The following is a 19,593-nucleotide window of genomic DNA, read 5'->3' on the forward strand; positions in this document are numbered from 1 at the left end:
CCTCTTCCCTTTGTTCACGAAGCCCGTGCTATGGGCTGTCCGGCCGCGGACAAGCGCTCGATCAGGGCAGCAGCGTGCTGGGGGCGATGGAACAGGTATCCCTGTCCGAAGTCGAGGCCCATGTCGTGCAGCGTCTGGCATTCGTCCTCGGTCTCGATGCCTTCGGCAATGACCGTGCAGCCCATCTTGTGGGAGAGCGTGGTAATGCTCTCCACCAGCGTGCGGCTCTTGTGGCGGACGTCGGCATTCGCATCGTTGATCGACTGGGTGAAGGATTGGTCGATCTTGATGATGTCGACGGGGAAGCGATTGAGGTAGCTCAGCGACGAATAACCCGTGCCGAAGTCGTCGAGGGCGATCCGGCAGCCGAAACGCCGCATCTCGGTGACAACGGCACGAATCTGCGGGTTGTCGTGCATCAGCACGGCTTCGGTGATTTCGACAACGATGCGCTCCGGGCGGATGCCATGGCGACCAAGCAGGGCGGCGAGCCGGGCGGGGAGGGCGGCTTCGAACTGGAGGGGGGAGAAGTTGATGGCGAGGTAGCTGTCCTGCATGCCGGGCAGGCGGGAGATCGCTGCCAGATGGGAGATCGCCTTTTCCATGATGACGTTGCCAACGCGGACGATCTTGGAGGTTTCCTCCGCAACGTTGATGATCTCCGTCGGCGCAATCAAGCCCTTCTGCGGATGGTTGAGGCGCATCAGGGCCTCGAAACCAGCAACGCCGCGACCGTTGAGGTTGACGATCGGCTGGAGGAAGGCATCGAACCAATCATCGGCGAGACCAGCTTCAATATAGCTCTCGATTTCGGCGCGTCCTCGGGCGTGGTCGAGCATGCTGGTGTCGAAGAGTTGCGCGCCGTTCTTGCCGTCGCGCTTCTTCGCGTACATGGCCATGTCGGATTTCTGCAGAAGCTCCGCGGCGTTGGTGGCGTGGCGAGGATAGATCGCGATGCCGACGCTGGCGCTCAGGTAAAGATCCGGGCCGAACGGCTCAACGAAGATGGAAGCGATCTGCTCTGCCATTGCCGCCGCCCGGCGAGCGGCATCCTTTGCTGGCAGCAGAATCGCGAACTCGTCGCCGCCGAGGCGAGCAGCCTGATCCGAAGGTGCCAGATGGGTCTTCAGCCGCTCGACGAACAACCGCAGCGCCCTGTCGCCTTCTGCGTGCCCCAGGTTGTCGTTGATCCATTTGAAGCGGTCGAGATCGACGAACAGGCAGGCGAGCTCCTGGCTGGAGACGTCCGCTTCCTGGATCTTTGCGTCGAGCACGGATTCGAAACCCTGACGGTTCAGTAGGCCGGTCAGATGGTCGCTGATTGCCTGTTGATGGATGCGAGCTTCGGTTGCTTTCAACTCCGTGACGTCGGTCATGACCGAGAGCGAGAGGCGATCATGACCCGCTGCAGCCGCTGTCGACTCCAGGATCAGCACATCCATGATGCTGCCGTCGGCACGAACGAACTTGACGGTCACGTCGACCGCGCTACCGCCGTCAGGGTCGCACTTGCGGTTGAGGAAGGCTTCGCGGGTATCTGACGTTACGAGTTCTGCGAACCGGCAACCGACGACGCGCAGACGTTCGTAGCCGGTGCCGACCAGCCAGTAGTCGCTGACGGCGGTGATACGGTCATCCTCATCGAGCGAAAACAGCATTGCCGGCGTAAGGTCGTAGATGTCGATGGCGCGGCGATGCGCAAGCTTCAGTTCGCGCTCCTCGCTTTCGAGTTTCGATTGCATTTCGTTGAAGCCGCGTGCCAGTCTTCCCATTTCATCGTTCGACTGCCAGTTGACGCGATGCCGCGAGCCGAGCTGACGTGTCGCCTCGACCGCCGCGGTCAGGCGCATCAGCGGCCGGATGACAAAGATGCGATTGCCGATCAATGCGGCACTGAAGACCGCCAGCACGGCAAAGATGAAGATGGACATGAAGACGACTTCTTCATGCTTCAGACCGGAAAACAGACCGAGCGCCGGATAGAAGACCGAAATGGTGCCGAGATTCTTTGGGCCGTCGATGGTGTTGTAAATGATCGCGCGCGAGACCTGTACGAGGTTGCCGCTGAACGACTTCGGTATGGTCGACTGCGTGACATCAAGCTCGCCGGACTGATCGCGGACCTGAACCTTGACGATCGCGCCCTGCGAAACGACGGTCGCGCTGATCTGGGTGACGCTATCGGCGTCAAGATCCCACAGCGGCTTTGCGAGCGCCTGAGAGTTGGCGACAAGAAGAACCGAGATATGGTCACGTATTTCCTTGTCGGCGCGCTCGGAAGAAAGAAACAGGAAAAGAACGAACAATGGAGCGACGAAGAGCAGCAAGGCTCCGCAAATGATTGCCAAAAAACGATTTTCAACGGAATTTTTCATTGTTCCGTTTGCTCCCAGCCGCACTTTGCATCCACGGTTTTCTACGCCCGTGGGTCTTCCAAAAACGTACCGGCATGGTTTCATGAAATGTATTAAATGTTGCTGAAACAGGCTCCTTGCGGACAATGAAAAGGGCCCGCTTTCGGGAGAAAGCGGGCCCTATGCTTTACAAATTATGGAAGCGATCAGGCTTCTGCTTCGCCTTCTTCTGCAACCGTCTCGTCAACGCCGCCAGCCGGGGCGATGATCGTTGCGATCGTGAAGTCGCGGTCAGCGATAACCGGCGCTACACCCTTCGGGAGGGTCAGGTCGGAAATGTGAATGCTGTCGCCGATCTTCTTGCCGTTGAGGTCAACGTTGAAGAATTCCGGGATTGCGTCGGCCGGGCAATGAACTTCGATTTCATGACGAACGATGTTCAGAACGCCGCCAGCCTTGAGGCCCTGGGACTTTTCTTCGTTGATGAAGTGAACCGGGATTTCAACGGTAACCTGGGTGTTGCCGGAAACGCGCAGGAAGTCCACGTGCATGGTGAAGTCACGGACGGGATCCAGCTGGTAGTCCTTCGGCAGAACCTTGTACTTCTTGCCGTCGACTTCGATCGTCGCGATCGTGGTCATGAAACCACCGGCATGAATGCGCTTCGTCACCTCATTGGTGTTGAGAGCGATAGAAATGGGGGCCTGCTTGTCACCATAGATGACAGCGGGAATCAAACCGTTGCGGCGAAGTTCACGGGCGGACCCCTTACCAACCCGTTCGCGCGCCTCGGCCTTGAGCTCGTAGCTTTCGTGGCTCATGACTTTTCCTTCCGAGGTTATTTGGAGAGCCCCGCGGAGCCTGTGCTTGCCGCGGAACTGGAGGCGGGTTACCCCATCCTCATCCGCGTTGCCTCCAAGGGTGTCTGCGCGGACGCGTGCGCTATAGTATAGATGCAACGGAAAGGCAAGCTGGTGCTGCCATCGGCAGCGGCCGCACTTCCGGACAAGCACATGGCGAGTGACGCGAGCAAGCGACTCCGGAAGTTGAAGGAGATCGCAAAAGCTTAACTATATGGCCGGATTTCCCGCGAGATTAAGGAATACAGAATGTTCGCGCGGCTATGAAGACCAAAACGCAACCTGGTCCGTCCGATGCCTCGTCTCCTTACCTGTATTGCCGCCGAACATAGCTGGCCACATCTGATCTTTGCAACCGTCATTTGCCTGCTTGGTTCGCTGCTTACAGTGCGTCTCTTTTCCCGGGTCCGGCGTACGCACGGGCTGCAGAAATTCAACTGGCTGTTCCTATCAGGGTTCGTCGGTGGAGCAACGATCTGGACGACGCATTTCATTGCGATGCTGGGCTTCCAGGCGCCGACAATCAGCGGCTATGAGCCGGATCTCACGCTGCTGTCGCTTTTCATCGGCATCGCTTCGACGATGATCGGCTTTACGGTGGCCTCTATTCGCAGCCAGGACGCGCTCGTCGAGGCCGGCGGAGCAATCGTCGGACTCGGCGTGGCCGCCATGCACTATGTCGGCATTGCCGGCTACAAGGTCGCTGGTGATGTGCAGTGGAGCAGCGCCTATGTCATCTGCTCGCTGGTCGCGGCAGGCGGTTTCGGCGCGCTGATGACGAGCCGGATAGCGCGACCGATGACGAGGTTCAGTCCTGTTGGTGCGGCCTTGCCGCTGATCCTGGCGATCGTCACGACGCATTTCCTCGGCATGGCTGGCATGACGATCGTGCCGGATGCGACCGTGGCGGTTCCCCACGAGATTCTTTCCGTCGGCGTCATGACAAGCCTCGTCGGCGCGGTGATGATCATCATCCTTTTGCTCGGCGCTTCAACGTACATCATCGACATGCAATCGACGGAAGCAGCCGTTGCTCGCTATCGGCATCTTTCGCTTCATGATCCCTTGACCAATCTGGCGAACCGCTCTGCTCTGAATGAGCATCTGGCTGCAGCGACCAAGATTGTCGACATGGGCAGTCGCATCGCCGTTCTGTGCTTCGATCTCGATCGTTTCAAGGAAATCAACGATGTGCACGGTCATGCGGCTGGCGACGCGGTGCTGCGCGCGATCGGCGAGCGGCTGGCGAAGGTCGTTCAGGATGGACAGTTCGCGGCGCGCGTCGGTGGCGACGAATTCGTTGTGGTTATGCGCGATCAAGCAGGCCGGTCGGATGCCAAGGCAGTGGCTCAACGCCTTCTCGACGAGATCGAGCGACCGGTCGACTGGAGTGGCCAGTCGCTCAGTGTTGGATCAAGCATCGGTATTTCGAGTTTTCCTGACCGGGCATCCACGGTTGATGACCTGCTGTCGCAGGCCGACGTCGCCATGTACCGCGCCAAAACGACAGCGGGAAGCAGCATATGCTTCTACGATCCCTCGATGGACGAGGCGGCACGCGAACGAAACGCGCTCGCGATCGAGATGCGCGAGGGACTGAAGAGGGACGAGTTCGAACTGTTTTACCAGCAGCAGAACGATACTCTTACGCGCGAGGTGTTGGGCTTCGAAGTGCTGCTGCGCTGGAAGCATCCGTCGCGCGGCTACATCGCGCCCTCGGAATTCATCCCGATTGCCGAGAAGACAGGGTTCATCATGGAACTCGGTGAATGGGTGCTGCGCAGCGCTTGCGCGGAAGCTGCCGGTTGGAAGAATCCCTTGAGCATCGCCGTCAACGTTGCTGCCCAACAGCTCGCCGATAGCCGTCTGCCGCAAACCGTCCATCAGATTCTGGTCGAGACGGGCCTGGCGGCATCGCGGCTCGAACTCGAAATTACCGAGTCCGGCATCATTGCCGACCACGGCCATGCCCTTGGTGCTATTCGGAGGCTCAAGGCGCTTGGCGTCAGGGTTGCTATGGATGACTACGGTACGGGATACTCCTCGCTGTCGACTCTGCAGAGCTTCCCGTTCGACAAGATCAAGATCGATCGTGCTTTTGTCGACGGCGTTGTCACCAACAAGCAGTCGGCCGCGATCGTTCGTTCGACGCTCATCCTCGCCCAGAGTCTCGATATTCCCGTTCTGGCCGAGGGTGTCGAGCGGGAAGAGCATGTCGATTTCCTGCGCCGTGAAGGTTGCCTCCAGGTGCAGGGCTTCCTCTTTGGAAAGCCTATGCCACGCCTCGACATCGAGGCGTTCGTCAATGCCGGCGGCTCAGACTCGGGCGCAGCAAGCGACAGTTCTACTGCCGCGGTCGAGACCGACGCAGCCGCCTGATTGCCACGTTTGCAAGCGGCTTGACATCCGTCGCCCGGCATCTTCACATGCTGCAAATTTTTGTGGCAGAGGAATTCAGGGATGCGGCTCAACCTCATTGCAGCAACGAGCACGATTGCACTTGCCTTGGCGCCTGCGGTCTACGCCGCCGATATCAATCAGGCCGGGGCCAAGGCCCTGGAAGAAAGCCTGACCAAGCTGGTTCCAAAGGAGGCGGCGAGGGATGGTTTCGTCACCGTGAACCCTGCAGGGACACGCTACGAGATCATCTATGACTTTGCCAAGCTGCTGAAGAAAATCGATCCGGCCACGTTTGTCGTCAACGGACTGACACCCTGGTCAGTGTTTGCGACGCCGAAGGATGGCGGGCTGTGGGGTGTCGAAGGAACCAATTCTCTGGATGTTTCCGGACATTTCGAGGCGGCCGGACAGCCGAAGACGAGCTTCACCTACGTGATTGATACCCTTGTTTTCAATGGTATCTTCGATCCGGCGATCAGCTATCTTCGCTCGGGCGACTTTTCCGCCAAGGCCGTCAGCTTTTCGTCGAAGACGGAAACCGAAGAACTCCGCGCCAGCTTTGACGGCATGGCCTACAAGCTGACGTCGTCGGACGGCATGGTTGCCGGCACAACCAATTTCGCCGCCAGCGGGACCGCCTCGGGCTTCGTGGAGACGATCCAAAGCGGCGACAAGCCTGCGGTCGACGTTCGCGCCGACTCGATGGATTTCGCCGCTGCAGTGAACGGTCTGCCAGCCAACAAGGTTCGCGACATCATCATGTTCGCGGTGGAGCATGCCGACGACAAAGAGCTTGACCGGGCAAGCAGCGACAGGCTGAAGGCGATGCTGCGCGATGCGTTTCCGCTTCTGACCAGCTTGAGCGAAACGATCGGTTTCGACAATCTCACTGTGTCGAGCGCTGTTGGGAATGGCGGCGCAAAGAACATCACCTATGAAGTTGCACTCGATGGTCCGAGCGATGCGATGCGTTTCGGGGTTGGCATGACGGCACAGCAGATCAGCCTTTCAAGTCCGATCGTGCCTTCTGCCTATGCGGCTTTTGTCCCGCAGGAGCTGAAATTGCAGTTCGCTATTGCCGACATGGATTTTAACGCGTTCGGGGATGAGTTTTTGAAGGCTGATTTCACAGCCGGGGCATCGTCCGAAGAAAGCGGCCAGAAGGCGGTGGAACGCCTCTTCAAGGGCGGCGAACTTGTTGTGGACTTCCCGAAGATTAGTGCGGTCTCGAGTGTTTATGATGCCGAGATCTCAGGGAAGGTTCGCGGACGAGTCGATACCTCCAAGGAGTACTCCATGGATGCGACCATTCTGGCGCGTGACCTCGACAAGACCATCGCCGCTGTGCAGGAGCTTGCGAAGACAAACGCGGACCTTAATCAGGTATCGTTCGGCCTGATGATGGCCAAAGGCTTTGCAAAGACCGATCCCGACGGACGTCAGCGCTGGGAGATCAGCGTTGCGCGCAACGGCTCAGTCACGATCAATGGCCAGGTCATCAAGGCCGCGGATTGAGGCAGGCCTCGGCTTCGCGAGTGTCCGGAAAGGTCAGAGCTTGCGAGCCTGCGCGGCTCGCAGATCCACCGATACATGTGCCCAGATGCTGCGCGGTTACGCAGGTCGCACTGTTATGCCAGGCTGCCGGCGGCACTGGCCGCGATTGATGACCGTGAAGTTGGCTGCACGCGCCTGGCATGCATTGGAAAACGTCCGGACAGTTGGCCCACGCTGGCCACAGACCGGAGCATATTCCATCGTGCATATTTGCGGTTCGGCCGGCGGGCGGGGAGGGGGCGTCGACGGACGCGAATAACTTGGCCCGACGTCAACCGCGCAGCCCGAAAGAAGCGGGATGAGAGCAAGCAGGGCGAATTTTCGCGGCAACAGGAATCCGGCGAGCGTCATAACTCTTCCCCCAAGGATGGATTTCTGTCCAAATCCTAGCGCAAGTTGCATTTGCGGGGAAGTTCAAACGTCAGCGTTCGCCGAGAATCGGTGACAGCTCAGTCAAACAGGCTTGAAACCGACTCTTCCTGGCTCGTCCGGTTGATCGCCTCGCCGATCAGGCTTGCCGTGCTCACGACACGGATGTTGTGGGCCGACTGGACGGCGGTCGTCGGCTGGATCGAGTCGGTGATGACAAGCTCGCGCAGCTTCGAAGAGGTGATGCGAGTAACCGCGCCGCCAGAGAGAACGCCGTGGGTGATATAGGCGGTGACGCTTGCAGCGCCCTGGGCAAGAAGGGCATCGGCGGCATTGCAGAGCGTGCCGCCAGAATCGACGATGTCATCGATCAGCAGGCAGTCCTTGCCTTCAACTTCGCCGATGATGTTCATGACTTCGGATTCACCCGGGCGGTCGCGGCGCTTGTCCACGATCGCCAGCAGACAGTCGAGACGTTTGGCGAGCGCGCGTGCGCGAACGACGCCGCCGACATCAGGCGAAACAACCATGACGTTGCTCATGTCATAGTTGGCCTTGATGTCGCGGGTCAGAACCGGGATGGCATAGAGGTTATCCGTCGGGATATCGAAGAAGCCCTGAATCTGGCCGGCGTGCAAATCGAGCGTCAGCACGCGATCGGCGCCGGCTTCCGTAATCAGGTTCGCAACCAGCTTGGCCGAGATCGGCGTACGTCCCGAGGCACGGCGATCCTGACGGGCGTAACCGAAATAGGGAAGAACGGCGGTGATACGGCGCGCGGAGGAACGGCGCATCGCATCGATCATGATAAGCAGTTCCATGAGGTGATCGTTCGTCGGGAAGGATGTCGACTGAACGACAAACACGTCCTCGCCACGGACGTTTTCCTGAATTTCGACGAAGATCTCCTGGTCGGCAAATCTTCTGACGCTGGCTTTGCCCAAGGGCACGTTGAGATAGCTGCAGATCGCTTCGGCGAGATGCCGGTTCGAATTGCCTGCGAAAACCTTCATCTTGGTCCGCCTATTACCTGCTGATAGCCGCGCTTTTTAGCCAGCTTGCTCCTGAATGCAAGGGCTAAGGCATCATCTCGACTGATATTTCTAAAAACCTTGTGGCTTACCCACCACGAGCCACCCGCCATGAGGAGAACTCGGTGATGGTTTTCGAGGCGATTTGCTGCATAACGGAGGGGGGCACGGCTGCCCAGGGGTCCTGTGCTTCCGAGGGTACGCTTTCCTGTCCCTGGATGCGATGCAGGCGTGCGCCTCCGCCATCGAGAACGTCCCAGACGTAAACCACTGTCACCTTGCCGCTGTCGGAGAAGGCGGAGAGATACCCCTTCAGAATATAGGCGCTCGAGCTGTCGTTCGAACTCCTGATCGACAGCCCGTGCGAGCGCGCCTCGGTTCCGAGTTGGCGCGAAAGCGGGGTCACTGCCTGAACTGGTGCGCCGATGATCGGCAGGAAGCGGACGGTCGTCCCTTGTGACGATGCACTGGGGCTCAGCATTGCCGTCTGGGTTTGCTGACGCGCCGGCTCACGCGGGGGTGTTTCCACCATATCTTCTTCCTCCGCCTGTGCGTTGGACACCGGCTCAGGCAGTGCTGCGGCCTTTATCGGAGCGGAGGCCGCGGGCGAATGCGTGTTGTTTTCCAACGCCATGGCCTGGGCTTCCATCGTGGTGGGGGGCGCACCCGAGCCTTGGCGGTAGGCGGTCTGATTGTAAGCAGGGTGATATCCGTTCGACCGCGGTTCCGAGGCGAAAGCCTGCTGGCGCGGCGGCGATCCTGCCATGCGCTCTACCTCGCCCTGCGTCACTGGCGATGAACGGATTCCCGAGGAGGTGTCGCCGATATCCACCAGTGGGACCAGGGCGTCGGTGGTGTTGCAGGCGGATAGGGCAAAGCAGGCAAGGAGCATCGGCGCAGTCGCAACTCGCGTCATCCCTCGTTATATCCTTCCCAGTGCCGGCCCCGTGCACTTTATGAAGGCCGAGGCTGGCTTGTGTCAATTCCGGATTGTTGCCTGCAATGGTTCACACCAGACCAGGAAGTTGGGCCACCTAGACGTTGATGATATCCAGCGAGTGGCGCGAGAGGGCGCGGGGCGCCTCTTCGGTCGTCAGATAGGTCTGCCCGAGGGTCATCGCCGTTCCAGTGTCGGAATCCATGATGATCATGTGCACGAAGAGTGACATGTTTGGTTCGATCGGCTGCGGATTGCCGACGTGGAACATCTGATGCTCCATCCAAGACGGTGAGAAACGTGCGCCCAGCGAGTAGCCGCAGGCGTTCAGGCGATGGCGAGAGAGGCCGCGCTCGTCCATGATCTTGGCGTGCATATCGAAGACGTCACCGAAGCTGTTGCCCGGCTTCAGGACCGTTTCGATCGCCTGGATCGTCTCAAAGCAGGCGTTATAGAGTTCTCGGTGACGATAGCTCGGCTCGCCGATGACGATGGTCCGCATCATTGCCGCATGGTAGTGCGCGTAGGCGCCCGCCCATTCGAGAGTGAGTTGATCATTCGGGTCGAGCTTGCGGCGGCCAGCCTTGTAGCGGCAGAGCAGGGCATCCTCGGCAGAGCCGATGATGAACTCGTTGGCGGGGTAGTCGCCTCCACCGGCAAAGACTGCGCCCTGCATCGCGGCCAGAATGTCTGCTTCATCAGCACCAGCCTTGGTCAGCGCCAAGGCCGCATCCAGCGCATCGTCGGCCAACACTGCAGCGCGTTCGACATAATTCACTTCGGCAGGGCTCTTGATCAGCCTCAGGCGGCTGACGAGATAGGATGCGTCGACGATCTGGCCGAAGGAAGTCAACTGGGCATCGAGCATTCGGGCAACCCGGCCGGTCATTCCGTGGGTATCGTATTCGACGCCGATCCGCGCACCGAGCAGATCCATGTCGACCAGCAGGTTCCTGAGGTCGAGTGTCGGGTCGGCATTCACCCGGTCGACCCAGACCTGGACGTTCTCCAGGATCGAGGTGTGCTTCGCCTGTCGCAAGTCGGCGGAGCGCGTGATCAGCGCCATCGTCCCGTCGGCCTTGACGACGAGCGTCTGGAAGAAGCAGTAGCCGAAGGTGTCGTATCCGGTCAGCCAGTACATGCTTTCCTGTGCAAAGAGCAGCAGGGCATCCAGCTTTTCTTCGCGCATCCTGTCGGTCAGGCGGGCGAGGCGGACGGCGAACTCGGGTCTGTCAAAGTGCAGGGCCATGCCGCTCAAATCTCCCTGATTGCGATGGCGGAAATCTGCCGGCCGTAGTCCGGCTCCTTGTTATGTGTGGTCCGGCGATACGAGAAGAAACGCTCAGCGTCCGGGTAGGTGCAGAGCCCCAGGCTTTCCGCCCGCACACCCGCGGCGCGAAGCCGATCGATGGTCAGGGCAGGGAGGTCGAACATGGCGTGGCCCGGCTTTCCGGATGCAATGAAGTAACGCTCGTAAGATGAATCCTGCGTGACAAAGCGGTCCACGAATTCCGGGCCGACCTCGTAGCTCGTCTGGCTGATAGAAGGCCCGAGGCAGGCGACGATTGCCTCCCGCTTTGCGCCCAACCGAGTCATCGCGTCGATCGTATTTTCCAATACGCCGAAAAGCGCGCCTTTCCATCCTGCATGAGCGGCTCCTATCACCCCATTCTCCGGATCGGCGAAGAGGATTGGTCCGCAATCGGCCGCCAGCACTCCGAGCGCGATACCCGGCGTTGCAGTCACGATCGCATCCGCTGATGGACGGGAACCGTCGTAATCATTGTCGACAATGACCACATCTGGGGAGTGGACCTGGTGCACGGTCGCGAGACGCTCGACGGGCAACTCAAACCAGCGCGCCACGCGCCGACGGTTTTCCTGAACCTTCTCACGCTCATCGTTCGAGCCGAGACCGACGTTCAGGCCGCGATAAATGCCATCTGAAACGCCACCTTGGCGGGTGAAATAGCCATGGAGAATGGCGTCTCCGGTTGCTTCTTTCAGCAGGGCGCTTTGGATCGGTGCCGGAGATGCTTGATGTGTCATTAAAACTTCCGAGATTGCTAGAACTGCTTGTGCGCCATTTGCGAACGGTGAAGCCCTTCCGGTTGTGGCGGATGTTGGCTCAGCGGCGCTCGTGCTGTCAATCCACTGAACGGAACGGCATCAAGTCCACGGTGGGGTGCGATACTGCAAGGACCTTGAAGAGTTCGCCCATGCGTCCTTCACCTTCGCCGGCCAGCCTGTCGACTGCCGTCTGGATAATCTGCCGCGTGTGAGCTTCCCGGTCCCGGCCAAGCGCAGCAGCGCGATCGAGGATGCCGAGTCCAACGAGAAAGTCGCCCTGGTGTAGCAAGCCGTTTACATGAACGCCGGCGGAGAGTGCTGCCTGCATCAGCGCCTGAAAATCGACGTGGCTTGTAAGGTCAGCCTCGCCCGGATGGGCTAGCGGAGGGTCATACTCGTGCATCCGTACGGCTTGCAGGGTATCGCCGTAGCTGGTGACAACGTGCCCGTAATCGATCGCGACAGCTGTCCCGCCATGCTCCTTCAGCCGCTCGCAGATCGCGAGCATCACCGACTGACGGGCAGGCGAGATTTCAAATATCGTTCCCTTGAGCACATCCTCTTCCGGCCAGGGGAGAAGGCTTGCGTCGATTCCCGCGACACCGGCGCCGAAGGCCAGTTCACCGTTGGCATCGAGACCGACCATGCGCTCTCGGAAGCCCGCTGCCGTCCTTACGAACTGGCGGATCGGAATAGCATCGAACAACTCGTTGGCCGCAACGAGAGAAAAGCCCAGCGGCACCTCATCAAAACCCTGATGCCAGCTCACCTTGGCGCCATATGCGACAAGCGTTTCCTGCTGGATGTCGCGCAAGCGTCCGCTGGTTTCCACCAGATGCACTGTCATGTCGTCAAAAAGGGGCGGCGCGATGCGGGCAATGACGCGGAGCATATCCGACATCATGGTGCCGCGGCCGGGGCCGACCTCGACGAGGCGAACGCCTGTGGGCGTTCCGTGCCGCTGCCAAGCGTGTACGACGAAGACGCCGATCATTTCGCCGAAGAGCTGGCTCACCTCAGGCGCCGTCACGAAGTCGCCCGAGCTCCCGAAAGGCTCGCGGGTTTTGTAGTACCCGTGTTCCGGATCGGCGAGGCACAACGAGAAAAAGTCCGTGACACTGATCGGGCCGTTGGCCTGAATGATAGCCTTGATCTTCTCACCGAGCGCGGTGCTCATGGATCCCCCTCCTGTCCAGCTGCGGTCAGTGCTGCATGGCAGCCTGACGGCGGGCTCGAAGCATGGCCCAGATTCCCAGCAGCACCATCGGCGTAGAAAGCACCATGCCCATGGTGAGCCAACCGGTGCCGAGCAAATAGCCGAGCTGGGCATCCGGTTCGCGGAAGAATTCGACGAAAATGCGAGAAAGCGCATAGCCGCAGACAAAAACGCCGGTAATGAAGCCGGGTGTCTTCAGAGCGCGGAAACCGTAGATCAGCACGGCGAGCACCAGGAGGAGTACGATACCTTCCAGGCCGGCCTCGTAGAGCTGGCTCGGGTGACGAACAAAGTCACCGCCGGGGCAGTAGCCATTGGTCTTCTCGATGTACTGGTTGCAGAAAACCATGCCCCACGGCGCATCCGTCAGGCGGCCCCAAAGCTCACCATTGATGAAATTGGCTACGCGGCCGCAGAACAGGCCGATCGGGACGACCGCCGAGACGATGTCGAACAGGTTCCAGATCGGGATCCCGTTGCGACGCGCGAAGATGATCATCGCAATGGTCGTGCCAGCCAGCCCGCCATGGAAGGACATGCCGCCGTTCCATATCTGGATGGCCCGGATCGGGTTCTCGATAATCGCGGGCATGTCGTAAAAGAGGATGTAGCCGATACGCCCGCCGAGAACGATGCCGAGCGCGACCCAGATGATGAAATCGTCGAGTTGGACCTTGGTGATCGGCGAAACGTCGCCTGGCCACAGCTTGCTGTTTCCGGCGATCTGACGCGCATAGTACCAGCCGAGCATGATGCCGGCGACATAGGCAAGTCCGTACCAGTGAATTGAGAGTGGGCCGAGCGAAAAGGCGATCGGGTCGATCTCGGGGAACGGCATGATCGCCAGGAGATTGGCTACTGTCGGCAAGGTTTTCCCATTCGGTGGCGCAAGCCCGAGGTATGGAAACGGGCGTCTGACGCGGTTCAGTTGAAGGCGTCCTTTGCGTCTTTCTGAAGGCGCGCCAAGCTCGATGTGGGCGGAAGATGGCGCTGCGATCAAAGGCGGTCAAGTCGATTGTTCACGATGGGTAGGCACTGGCTGGCTTATCCAGAGCAAACCGCTTGCATCCTCGGTGGCGAAGCCCTACCTCACTCTTGGGGGGCCAAAAGGCCCAAGTTGTATGTTGCAAAGGGAGAAAGCCGCCATGACGACTGGAGCAAACCGCATCATGGACGAGTTCGCCAAGCTGATGACGGATGCGGCCGGTGCCGCCCAGGGCGTGCGCAAGGAAATAGAGACGGCCTTTAATGCGCAAGCGGAGCGCTGGCTGAATTCGCTCGATATCGTCAAGCGCGAAGAGTTCGAGGTCGTGCGCGAAATGGCGATCAAGGCGCGCGATGAAAACGATGCTCTTCTGGCCCGCATCGAGGCCCTCGAAGCCAAGCTTGCAGCCAAGGGCAAGTAATTCCCGTTGTGACACAGGCTGTGGTGTGACCTTTAAGAGACACACCGCGGTCGCGCTTTAAAAACCGGGTGTCGTTATCCACCTGTGGACACTGCCAAAAAGATCAATGGGCAGAGTCATTTAAACCCTCCTTCTGAATCCAAATCCGAAAAGCTTTCCACAGTGCCGTTCCCTAAAACGGCCGTGAGGGGCTAGCGTGTCGCCGAGCCCGTTATACACTGATTTTAAATGATGATTCGAAGCAGTTGGTAAGCTCCAGGCAGGTTTGACTGCGTTAAGTCTGGTAGTAGTTCAACGGTCATCAGGGTTGGTGGTTCCGGCTGTTGCGTGTGTTTCTCCTTGTGTCTCGTTGACGAAGTTGGTTCGCATTCACTCCGGTCAAGAAGGTGCTGCATGAGCCTCATGGAATTGGAAGTCGAGCGTCAGTCGAACCCGGTCGATATGATCGAGTACGTCGCCGCCAATAACGACTGGTCTTTCGAGCGGTCGGGCGATGACGAGATTGCGATGACGGTTGAAGGGAAGTGGACCGATTACCACGTTTCCTTTTCCTGGATGGAAGAGTTCGAGGCGCTGCATCTGGGCTGCGCCTTTGACGTCAAGGTTCCCGAACAGCGTGTCAACGAAGTCACCAAGCTTCTGGCTGCGATCAATGGTCAGGTCCTGATGGGACACTTCGATCTTTGGCGCCAGGAAGATGTCATCATCTTCCGTCAGTCGCTTTTGCTCGCAGGTGGTGCCGAGCCGACCAATCGACAGGTCGAGGTTCTGCTCGCTAGTGCGCTCGACACCTGCGAGGCGTATTATCAGGCGTTCCAGTTTGTCATCTGGTCCGGTATGGATGCGAACCGCGCGATGGAAGCGGTTCTTTTCGAAACGGTCGGTGAGGCGTAAATGTCATCCGCATCTTCAGGTCCTATCGTTCTCATCGGTGCCGGCAACATGGGGGGCGCAATGCTCTCCGGCTGGCTGAAGAGCGGAGTGGCCGGTTCTTCTATTGTCGTCATCGATCCCGGTCCGTCGGAGCAGATGATGAAAACGATCAGTGACGCCGGCGCCACGCACGTCACCTCTGCTCCGTCGGGGCTGACAGCGGGCGTTCTTTTCCTTGCTGTCAAGCCGCAGGTGATGGACGCCGTATTGCCTCCGGTCAAGGGAACAGTGGGGCCGGAGACCGTCGTCGTCTCCGTCGCGGCTGGCAAGACGCTGTCGTTCCTTGAAAAGCATCTCGGCGAAGCTGCGATGGTGCGCGCCATGCCGAATACGCCTGCCATGGTCGGGCGTGGCGTCACGGGTGCGTTTGCCAATGCGCGCGTTACCGGTGCGCAGCGTGAGCAGGTTCACTCCCTCTTGCGTGTATCCGGTCCGGTCGAGTGGGTTCCGACCGAAGCCGACATCGATGCCGTCACGGCTCTGTCGGGAAGTGGACCCGCGTACGTGTTCTATCTCGTCGAGTGTATGGCAGAGGCAGGCCGTAAACTTGGCTTGCAGGCGGACCTTGCCATGCGCCTTGCACGGGAAACAGTCGCGGGGGCTGGTGAACTTTTGCACCAGTCCCCCGACGACGCCTCGCGCCTGCGCCAGAACGTAACCTCACCTGGTGGTACGACAGCTGCCGCACTGTCCGTTCTCATGGCGGAAGACGCGATGCAGCCGCTTTTCGACAAGGCCCTTGCCGCTGCGCGCAAGCGCGCCGAAGAGCTAGCCGGCTGAGGACATAGAGACATGGCTGATGAAATCACGTACGGCGACTTCGAGCGTGTCGACATCCGCGTCGGCACGATTGTCGAGGCAAGCCCATTCCCGGAAGCCCGCAAGCCGGCTTTCAAGCTTGTAATCGACTTCGGGCCGGAAATCGGCCTCAAGAAATCATCCGCCCAGATCACCGTACACTATACGCCTGAGAGCCTTGTCGGCCGGCAGGTGCTTGGCGTCGTGAACTTCCCGCCACGTCAGATCGGCCCCGTCCGATCCGAAGTCCTGACCCTTGGCTTCGAGGACGAAGCGGGTGCCATCGTGCTCGCGGCAACCGACAAGCCCGTTCCGAACGGCAAGAAACTGATGTGATCAGTGGATCTCGCGCGACAAAGGGTCGGTCAGCGAGAAATCATGGAATACGGCCTCGAAGCCCGATCGTTGCGGCGAGCAGAATGCTGGGCCGACGGCAACCTCGGCAAACGCCGGGTCAAACCATGCAAGTCGCGCCATGCGCCAGTCTCTCATGCGATCCGTTCTGTATTGGATGAACAAGGCATCGCCGTTTCGCGTCACGCGCACCCCCATACGCTCGAATGCGTGATCGAGCCGGAAGGCAGACCAGTCGGAGTTGCCGTTGGTCACGACGACGCTGAAATGCATCGCGCCGTCGGTATATTCTATCCCGCACTTCATCCAATGTGTCGCGTCTGCACGGACCATCATGCCCGCCTGGTCATAGAGTTCCTCGTAACGTCCCGAGAAGGAAACTTCGGCGGTGAAGTCGCCTTGCCGCAACTGGTGCAGGAAGTGCCCGTCGTCGCGATGGAAGCCGTAGTAGGTCCCCTGCCAGAAATCGGTCTTTGAGCCTGACCATACATGCAAATCCTCGCCGCGCGTCTCAACGCGCGGGGGAGGGTTTATCCATGCCATTCGAGCCGTATCGATCGTCATTTGTCCTCACGCAGGCAGGCGGACGGTCGCCCGCAGACCGCCGAGAGGGCTGTCGCCGAGGGTAACGTTGCCGCCGTGGCTTCGGGCAATGTCTCGGGCAATGGCAAGGCCGAGGCCTGTACCGGAGGCGTCGAGGTTTCGCGCCTCGTCGAGCCGGAAGAACGGCTTGAACACATCCTCGCGGCTCTTCTCCGGAATGCCCGGGCCGTCGTCATCAAAGGTGATTGTCAGCCATTTGGCACTGTGCTTGGCGTTGACGTCGAGGGTGTTGGCGTAACGACGCGCGTTCGAGGCGAGGTTCGTCACAAGACGCGTAAAGGCGTTTGGGCGCACCCGAATGTGGTCCTCGCCTTCGATGGAATAGGTCAGCGTCTTGCCGTCGTGGAGCTCGAAGTCAGCTTCGATCCTTGCGAAGACGTCGGTGAGCTTCATCTCGCCAACGTCCTCCTCAAGTTCGCTTCGCGCGAAGGCCATGTAGGCTTCGAGCATCGACTGCATATCGTTGACGTCGTCGTTCATGCCGTGCAGATCGGGATTGTCTCCGGCCAACGCCAGTTGCAGCTTGAAGCGGGTCAGGATCGTGCGAAGGTCATGGCTCACCCCGGTCAGCATGGCCGTGCGCTGCTCCATCTGCCGTTCGATGCGCTCGCGCATGAGGATGAAGGCGAGGCCAGCTCGACGGACTTCATCTGCGCCGCGCGGATGGAAATTGTCGGCCTTCTGTCCCTTGCCGAAGCTTTCCGCTGCGTTTGCCAAGGCAAGGATCGGCCGGATCTGCCCTCGCAGGAACAGGATCGATATGCCGATCAGGACTAGTGACGCGCCAACCATCCAGACGATGAAGATGTGCGTGTTCGATGCGTATGTCGTGCTGCGTTTCGCCAGCACGCGCAGGATCTTGTCTTCGAGCTTGATGCGGATCTCGACCAGATTGGAATCGCCCAGCGTGTCGATCCAAAAGGGACGTTTGATCTGGTCGCTGATCTCATCGCTCAGGATGCCGTCGAGGATGGAAAAGAACGGCTTGGTGCGTGGCGACGGCAGATCGCCGTTCGGCTCGATCGAGATCTGCAGGTTCATCTGGTCGCGGGCAATGCGCGTTACTTCGCTGTAGTCCGTATCCTGCGGGTAGGTCTCGATGATCTGGATGATCGCGGCAATGTCGCGGGTGACTGCCGCAGAGAGGCGCTGCGTCACCATCTGCCAGTGGCGTTCCATGAATACGGCAGCGACGACGGACTGCAGCAGCACCATGGGTATGATGATGATGAGAAGCGACCGGACGTAGAGGCCGGTCGGCAAATAGAGCCGCAGTCTGCGTATCATCGATCGCCATCCGCGGGCGGGCGATCGGTCGTCACGCCGAAGGGAGTCGAATGTCACCATCTGGTCGCCGGTCCTGGGTTTACGACTGTCAGTCGATGCTCAAGCGGTATCCTATACCACGAACCGTCTGCAGCCAGACCGGATTTGCGGGATCGTCTTCGATCTTGCGTCGCAGGCGATTGATCTGCACGTCGATGGTGCGTTCACCGACATCGACGTCATTGCCGATAAGTTCATGCCGCGGAATGGTGTCGCCGGCGCGCTTGGCAAACAGCAGCATGATTTCCTGCTCGCGATCCGTCAGCCGGACAACCTCGGATGCTTTCTTGAGTTCCTTGCGCGTGAGGGAGAAGGTGTAAGGGCCGAACATCACCTGCTCGATCTTCGGTGCATCGTTGGAAACGTTGCGACGCAAGATGTTGTTGACGCGCAGGACGAGCTCGCGCGGATCGAACGGCTTGGCAAGGTAGTCATCGGCGCCGGCCTCGAGGCCCTCGATGCGGCTGCCTGACTCCGCCAGTGCTGTCAGCATGATGATCGGTACATTCTTGATCGTGCGCAGGCCTCGGGTCACCTCGATTCCGGACTCGCCCGGCATCATCACGTCCATGATGATCAGGTCGAAATCCAAGCCGGTAAGCTTGCGTTGCGCTTCAGCACCGTCTGCAGCTACCGTCACCCTGAAGCCATTTTCGCTCAGATAGCGGTTGAGCAGGGCGCGGATACGCGTGTCGTCATCCACGACAAGCAAGTGCGCAGCATCGTCCGAAATCACTGTCTTTGTCGCCATTCAGTCTGCTCTCGAGTTCTGTCTGTTGCGCATGCCTCTCAGGAAAGCCTTTATGCCTTCCCGCATCTCCGGAGAAGCCCCGTCGAATGCTCTCTCAATACGGCGCGATTGCGGCTCCGCCAGAGCAAGAGCCAGCTCTCGCCCCATCTTTGTTGGATAGAGCTTGCGCTGCCGCCTGTCTTCAGGCCCTGCAATCTGACGAATATACCCCGAATCGATGAGTTGTTTGAGCACTCTTGCGAGACTCTGCTTGGTAATCTTCAATGTATCCAGCAGATCGGCAACGGTCATGCCGGGGTTGCGGTTAACGAAATGCACGACGCGGTGGTGTGCCCGCCCGAAACCGATCTCCGCAAGGATAGCGTCCGGGTCGGAAACGAAGTCGCGATAGGAGAAAAACAGAAGCTCGATGATCTCGAAATCGATGGTTTCCGAGTTTTCCAACGGCATATCGAGCAGTTCGGGCTTGCCCGCCTTCGGGCTCGTCTGTCGTGCCAATTTGGCATCTCCCTTCTTGTTGCGCAGTTTCGGGAAAGGCCCTTCGCTGTTGCTGGCAGGCGCAATTTCCACTGGAAACGGCCTGTCTTCGCAAACTCCATCCAAAATGCGTAATTTCCCCTGCGTGAGTGGA

At 59.5% G+C, this 19,593-nt stretch carries 19 protein-coding genes; 6 read left to right on the forward strand and 13 right to left on the reverse strand.

All coding sequences use genetic code 11. The features are described from left to right. Positions 1-14 precede the first annotated feature (14 nt). Positions 15-2,375 carry an EAL domain-containing protein gene (locus JNB88_RS16940; protein WP_220356455.1) on the reverse strand — a complete coding sequence of 787 codons (2,361 nt, stop codon included), beginning with the start codon at positions 2,373-2,375 and terminating at the stop codon, positions 15-17. 185 nt (positions 2,376-2,560) lie between these two features. Then, entirely contained in the window at positions 2,561-3,175 is a 615-nt protein-coding gene (locus JNB88_RS16945; protein WP_037132748.1) for a 50S ribosomal protein L25/general stress protein Ctc, read from the reverse strand. 333 nt (positions 3,176-3,508) lie between these two features. Between JNB88_RS16945 and JNB88_RS16950 the strand changes: the two genes are divergently transcribed. Both JNB88_RS16950 and JNB88_RS16955 read left to right on the forward strand, forming a co-directional pair. Further along, positions 3,509-5,593, forward strand: coding sequence for a putative bifunctional diguanylate cyclase/phosphodiesterase (locus JNB88_RS16950; RefSeq protein ID WP_220356456.1), 2,085 nt, complete (start codon positions 3,509-3,511; stop codon positions 5,591-5,593). An 81-nt stretch (positions 5,594-5,674) separates the two neighbouring features. Further along, positions 5,675-7,129 carry a hypothetical protein gene (locus JNB88_RS16955; protein ID WP_220356457.1) on the forward strand — a complete coding sequence of 485 codons (1,455 nt, stop codon included), beginning with the start codon at positions 5,675-5,677 and terminating at the stop codon, positions 7,127-7,129. Between the two features lie 96 nt (positions 7,130-7,225). Here JNB88_RS16955 and JNB88_RS34400 read toward each other — a convergent pair whose 3' ends face one another. The 7 genes from JNB88_RS34400 to lgt form a co-directional block, all read right to left on the reverse strand. Then, positions 7,226-7,570 carry a Kazal-type serine protease inhibitor family protein gene (locus tag JNB88_RS34400; RefSeq protein WP_338111003.1) on the reverse strand — a complete coding sequence of 115 codons (345 nt, stop codon included), beginning with the start codon at positions 7,568-7,570 and terminating at the stop codon, positions 7,226-7,228. Positions 7,571-7,617: 47 nt separating this feature from the next. Beyond that, complete coding sequence (locus JNB88_RS16965; protein WP_220356458.1) at positions 7,618-8,550, reverse strand: ribose-phosphate pyrophosphokinase; 933 nt, start codon at positions 8,548-8,550, stop codon at positions 7,618-7,620. A 106-nt stretch (positions 8,551-8,656) separates the two neighbouring features. Then, positions 8,657-9,484: a hypothetical protein gene (locus tag JNB88_RS16970; protein WP_220356459.1), complete on the reverse strand. Its 828-nt coding sequence runs from the start codon at positions 9,482-9,484 to the stop codon at positions 8,657-8,659. Positions 9,485-9,602: 118 nt separating this feature from the next. Beyond that, positions 9,603-10,754: a M24 family metallopeptidase gene (locus JNB88_RS16975; RefSeq protein WP_220356460.1), complete on the reverse strand. Its 1,152-nt coding sequence runs from the start codon at positions 10,752-10,754 to the stop codon at positions 9,603-9,605. A 5-nt stretch (positions 10,755-10,759) separates the two neighbouring features. After that, the gene (gene pgeF, locus JNB88_RS16980; RefSeq protein ID WP_220356461.1) at positions 10,760-11,554 is read right to left on the reverse strand and encodes a peptidoglycan editing factor PgeF; all 795 of its coding nucleotides are present in this window, start codon (positions 11,552-11,554) and stop codon (positions 10,760-10,762) included. Between the two features lie 97 nt (positions 11,555-11,651). Beyond that, positions 11,652-12,752 carry a class I SAM-dependent methyltransferase gene (locus tag JNB88_RS16985; RefSeq protein ID WP_220356462.1) on the reverse strand — a complete coding sequence of 367 codons (1,101 nt, stop codon included), beginning with the start codon at positions 12,750-12,752 and terminating at the stop codon, positions 11,652-11,654. 25 nt (positions 12,753-12,777) lie between these two features. After that, positions 12,778-13,659 (reverse strand): prolipoprotein diacylglyceryl transferase, encoded by an 882-nt coding sequence (gene lgt, locus JNB88_RS16990; protein WP_220356463.1) that lies wholly within the window; start codon positions 13,657-13,659, stop codon positions 12,778-12,780. 277 nt (positions 13,660-13,936) lie between these two features. Here lgt and JNB88_RS16995 point away from each other — a divergent pair, with 277 nt between their 5' ends. The 4 genes from JNB88_RS16995 (at position 13,937) to JNB88_RS17010 (ending at position 16,264) form a co-directional block, all read left to right on the forward strand. Next, the gene (locus JNB88_RS16995; RefSeq protein ID WP_220356464.1) at positions 13,937-14,197 is read left to right on the forward strand and encodes an accessory factor UbiK family protein; all 261 of its coding nucleotides are present in this window, start codon (positions 13,937-13,939) and stop codon (positions 14,195-14,197) included. Positions 14,198-14,590: 393 nt separating this feature from the next. Then, a complete protein-coding gene (locus JNB88_RS17000) occupies positions 14,591-15,091 on the forward strand; it encodes a type III secretion system chaperone family protein (RefSeq protein ID WP_007789996.1) in 501 nt (166 codons plus the stop codon). Next, positions 15,092-15,910 carry a pyrroline-5-carboxylate reductase gene (gene proC, locus JNB88_RS17005; protein ID WP_220356465.1) on the forward strand — a complete coding sequence of 273 codons (819 nt, stop codon included), beginning with the start codon at positions 15,092-15,094 and terminating at the stop codon, positions 15,908-15,910. Positions 15,911-15,922: 12 nt separating this feature from the next. Further along, a complete protein-coding gene (locus JNB88_RS17010) occupies positions 15,923-16,264 on the forward strand; it encodes a tRNA-binding protein (RefSeq protein ID WP_220356466.1) in 342 nt (113 codons plus the stop codon). Here JNB88_RS17010 and JNB88_RS17015 read toward each other — a convergent pair whose 3' ends face one another. From JNB88_RS17015 to JNB88_RS17030, 4 genes are read right to left on the reverse strand one after another with little or no spacing between them, the layout of a single operon-like run. Then, positions 16,265-16,846, reverse strand: a complete 582-nt coding sequence (locus JNB88_RS17015; protein WP_220356467.1) for a DUF1349 domain-containing protein — start codon at positions 16,844-16,846, stop codon at positions 16,265-16,267. A 6-nt stretch (positions 16,847-16,852) separates the two neighbouring features. Continuing rightward, entirely contained in the window at positions 16,853-18,232 is a 1,380-nt protein-coding gene (locus JNB88_RS17020; RefSeq protein ID WP_220356468.1) for an ATP-binding protein, read from the reverse strand. 28 nt (positions 18,233-18,260) lie between these two features. Next, positions 18,261-18,962: a response regulator gene (locus tag JNB88_RS17025; RefSeq protein ID WP_037132785.1), complete on the reverse strand. Its 702-nt coding sequence runs from the start codon at positions 18,960-18,962 to the stop codon at positions 18,261-18,263. Then, positions 18,963-19,460: a MarR family winged helix-turn-helix transcriptional regulator gene (locus JNB88_RS17030; protein ID WP_220356469.1), complete on the reverse strand. Its 498-nt coding sequence runs from the start codon at positions 19,458-19,460 to the stop codon at positions 18,963-18,965. Positions 19,461-19,593: the final 133 nt, after the last annotated feature.

The sequence above is a fragment of the Rhizobium cauense genome (assembly GCF_019511525.1).
Classification (GTDB): domain Bacteria; phylum Pseudomonadota; class Alphaproteobacteria; order Rhizobiales; family Rhizobiaceae; genus Rhizobium; species Rhizobium cauense.

Coding starts and splice junctions, on each gene's coding strand:
- JNB88_RS16940 (WP_220356455.1), bottom strand. CDS start 2,375: ATGAAAAATTCCGTTGAAAATCGTTTTTTGGCAATCATTTGCGGAGCC.
- JNB88_RS16945 (WP_037132748.1), bottom strand. CDS start 3,175: ATGAGCCACGAAAGCTACGAGCTCAAGGCCGAGGCGCGCGAACGGGTT.
- JNB88_RS16950 (WP_220356456.1), top strand. CDS start 3,509: ATGCCTCGTCTCCTTACCTGTATTGCCGCCGAACATAGCTGGCCACAT.
- JNB88_RS16955 (WP_220356457.1), top strand. CDS start 5,675: ATGCGGCTCAACCTCATTGCAGCAACGAGCACGATTGCACTTGCCTTG.
- JNB88_RS34400 (WP_338111003.1), bottom strand. CDS start 7,570: ATGCAACTTGCGCTAGGATTTGGACAGAAATCCATCCTTGGGGGAAGA.
- JNB88_RS16965 (WP_220356458.1), bottom strand. CDS start 8,550: ATGAAGGTTTTCGCAGGCAATTCGAACCGGCATCTCGCCGAAGCGATC.
- JNB88_RS16970 (WP_220356459.1), bottom strand. CDS start 9,484: ATGACGCGAGTTGCGACTGCGCCGATGCTCCTTGCCTGCTTTGCCCTA.
- JNB88_RS16975 (WP_220356460.1), bottom strand. CDS start 10,754: ATGGCCCTGCACTTTGACAGACCCGAGTTCGCCGTCCGCCTCGCCCGC.
- pgeF (WP_220356461.1), bottom strand. CDS start 11,554: ATGACACATCAAGCATCTCCGGCACCGATCCAAAGCGCCCTGCTGAAA.
- JNB88_RS16985 (WP_220356462.1), bottom strand. CDS start 12,752: ATGAGCACCGCGCTCGGTGAGAAGATCAAGGCTATCATTCAGGCCAAC.
- JNB88_RS16995 (WP_220356464.1), top strand. CDS start 13,937: ATGACGACTGGAGCAAACCGCATCATGGACGAGTTCGCCAAGCTGATG.
- JNB88_RS17000 (WP_007789996.1), top strand. CDS start 14,591: ATGAGCCTCATGGAATTGGAAGTCGAGCGTCAGTCGAACCCGGTCGAT.
- proC (WP_220356465.1), top strand. CDS start 15,092: ATGTCATCCGCATCTTCAGGTCCTATCGTTCTCATCGGTGCCGGCAAC.
- JNB88_RS17010 (WP_220356466.1), top strand. CDS start 15,923: ATGGCTGATGAAATCACGTACGGCGACTTCGAGCGTGTCGACATCCGC.
- JNB88_RS17015 (WP_220356467.1), bottom strand. CDS start 16,846: ATGACGATCGATACGGCTCGAATGGCATGGATAAACCCTCCCCCGCGC.
- JNB88_RS17020 (WP_220356468.1), bottom strand. CDS start 18,232: ATGGTGACATTCGACTCCCTTCGGCGTGACGACCGATCGCCCGCCCGC.
- JNB88_RS17025 (WP_037132785.1), bottom strand. CDS start 18,962: ATGGCGACAAAGACAGTGATTTCGGACGATGCTGCGCACTTGCTTGTC.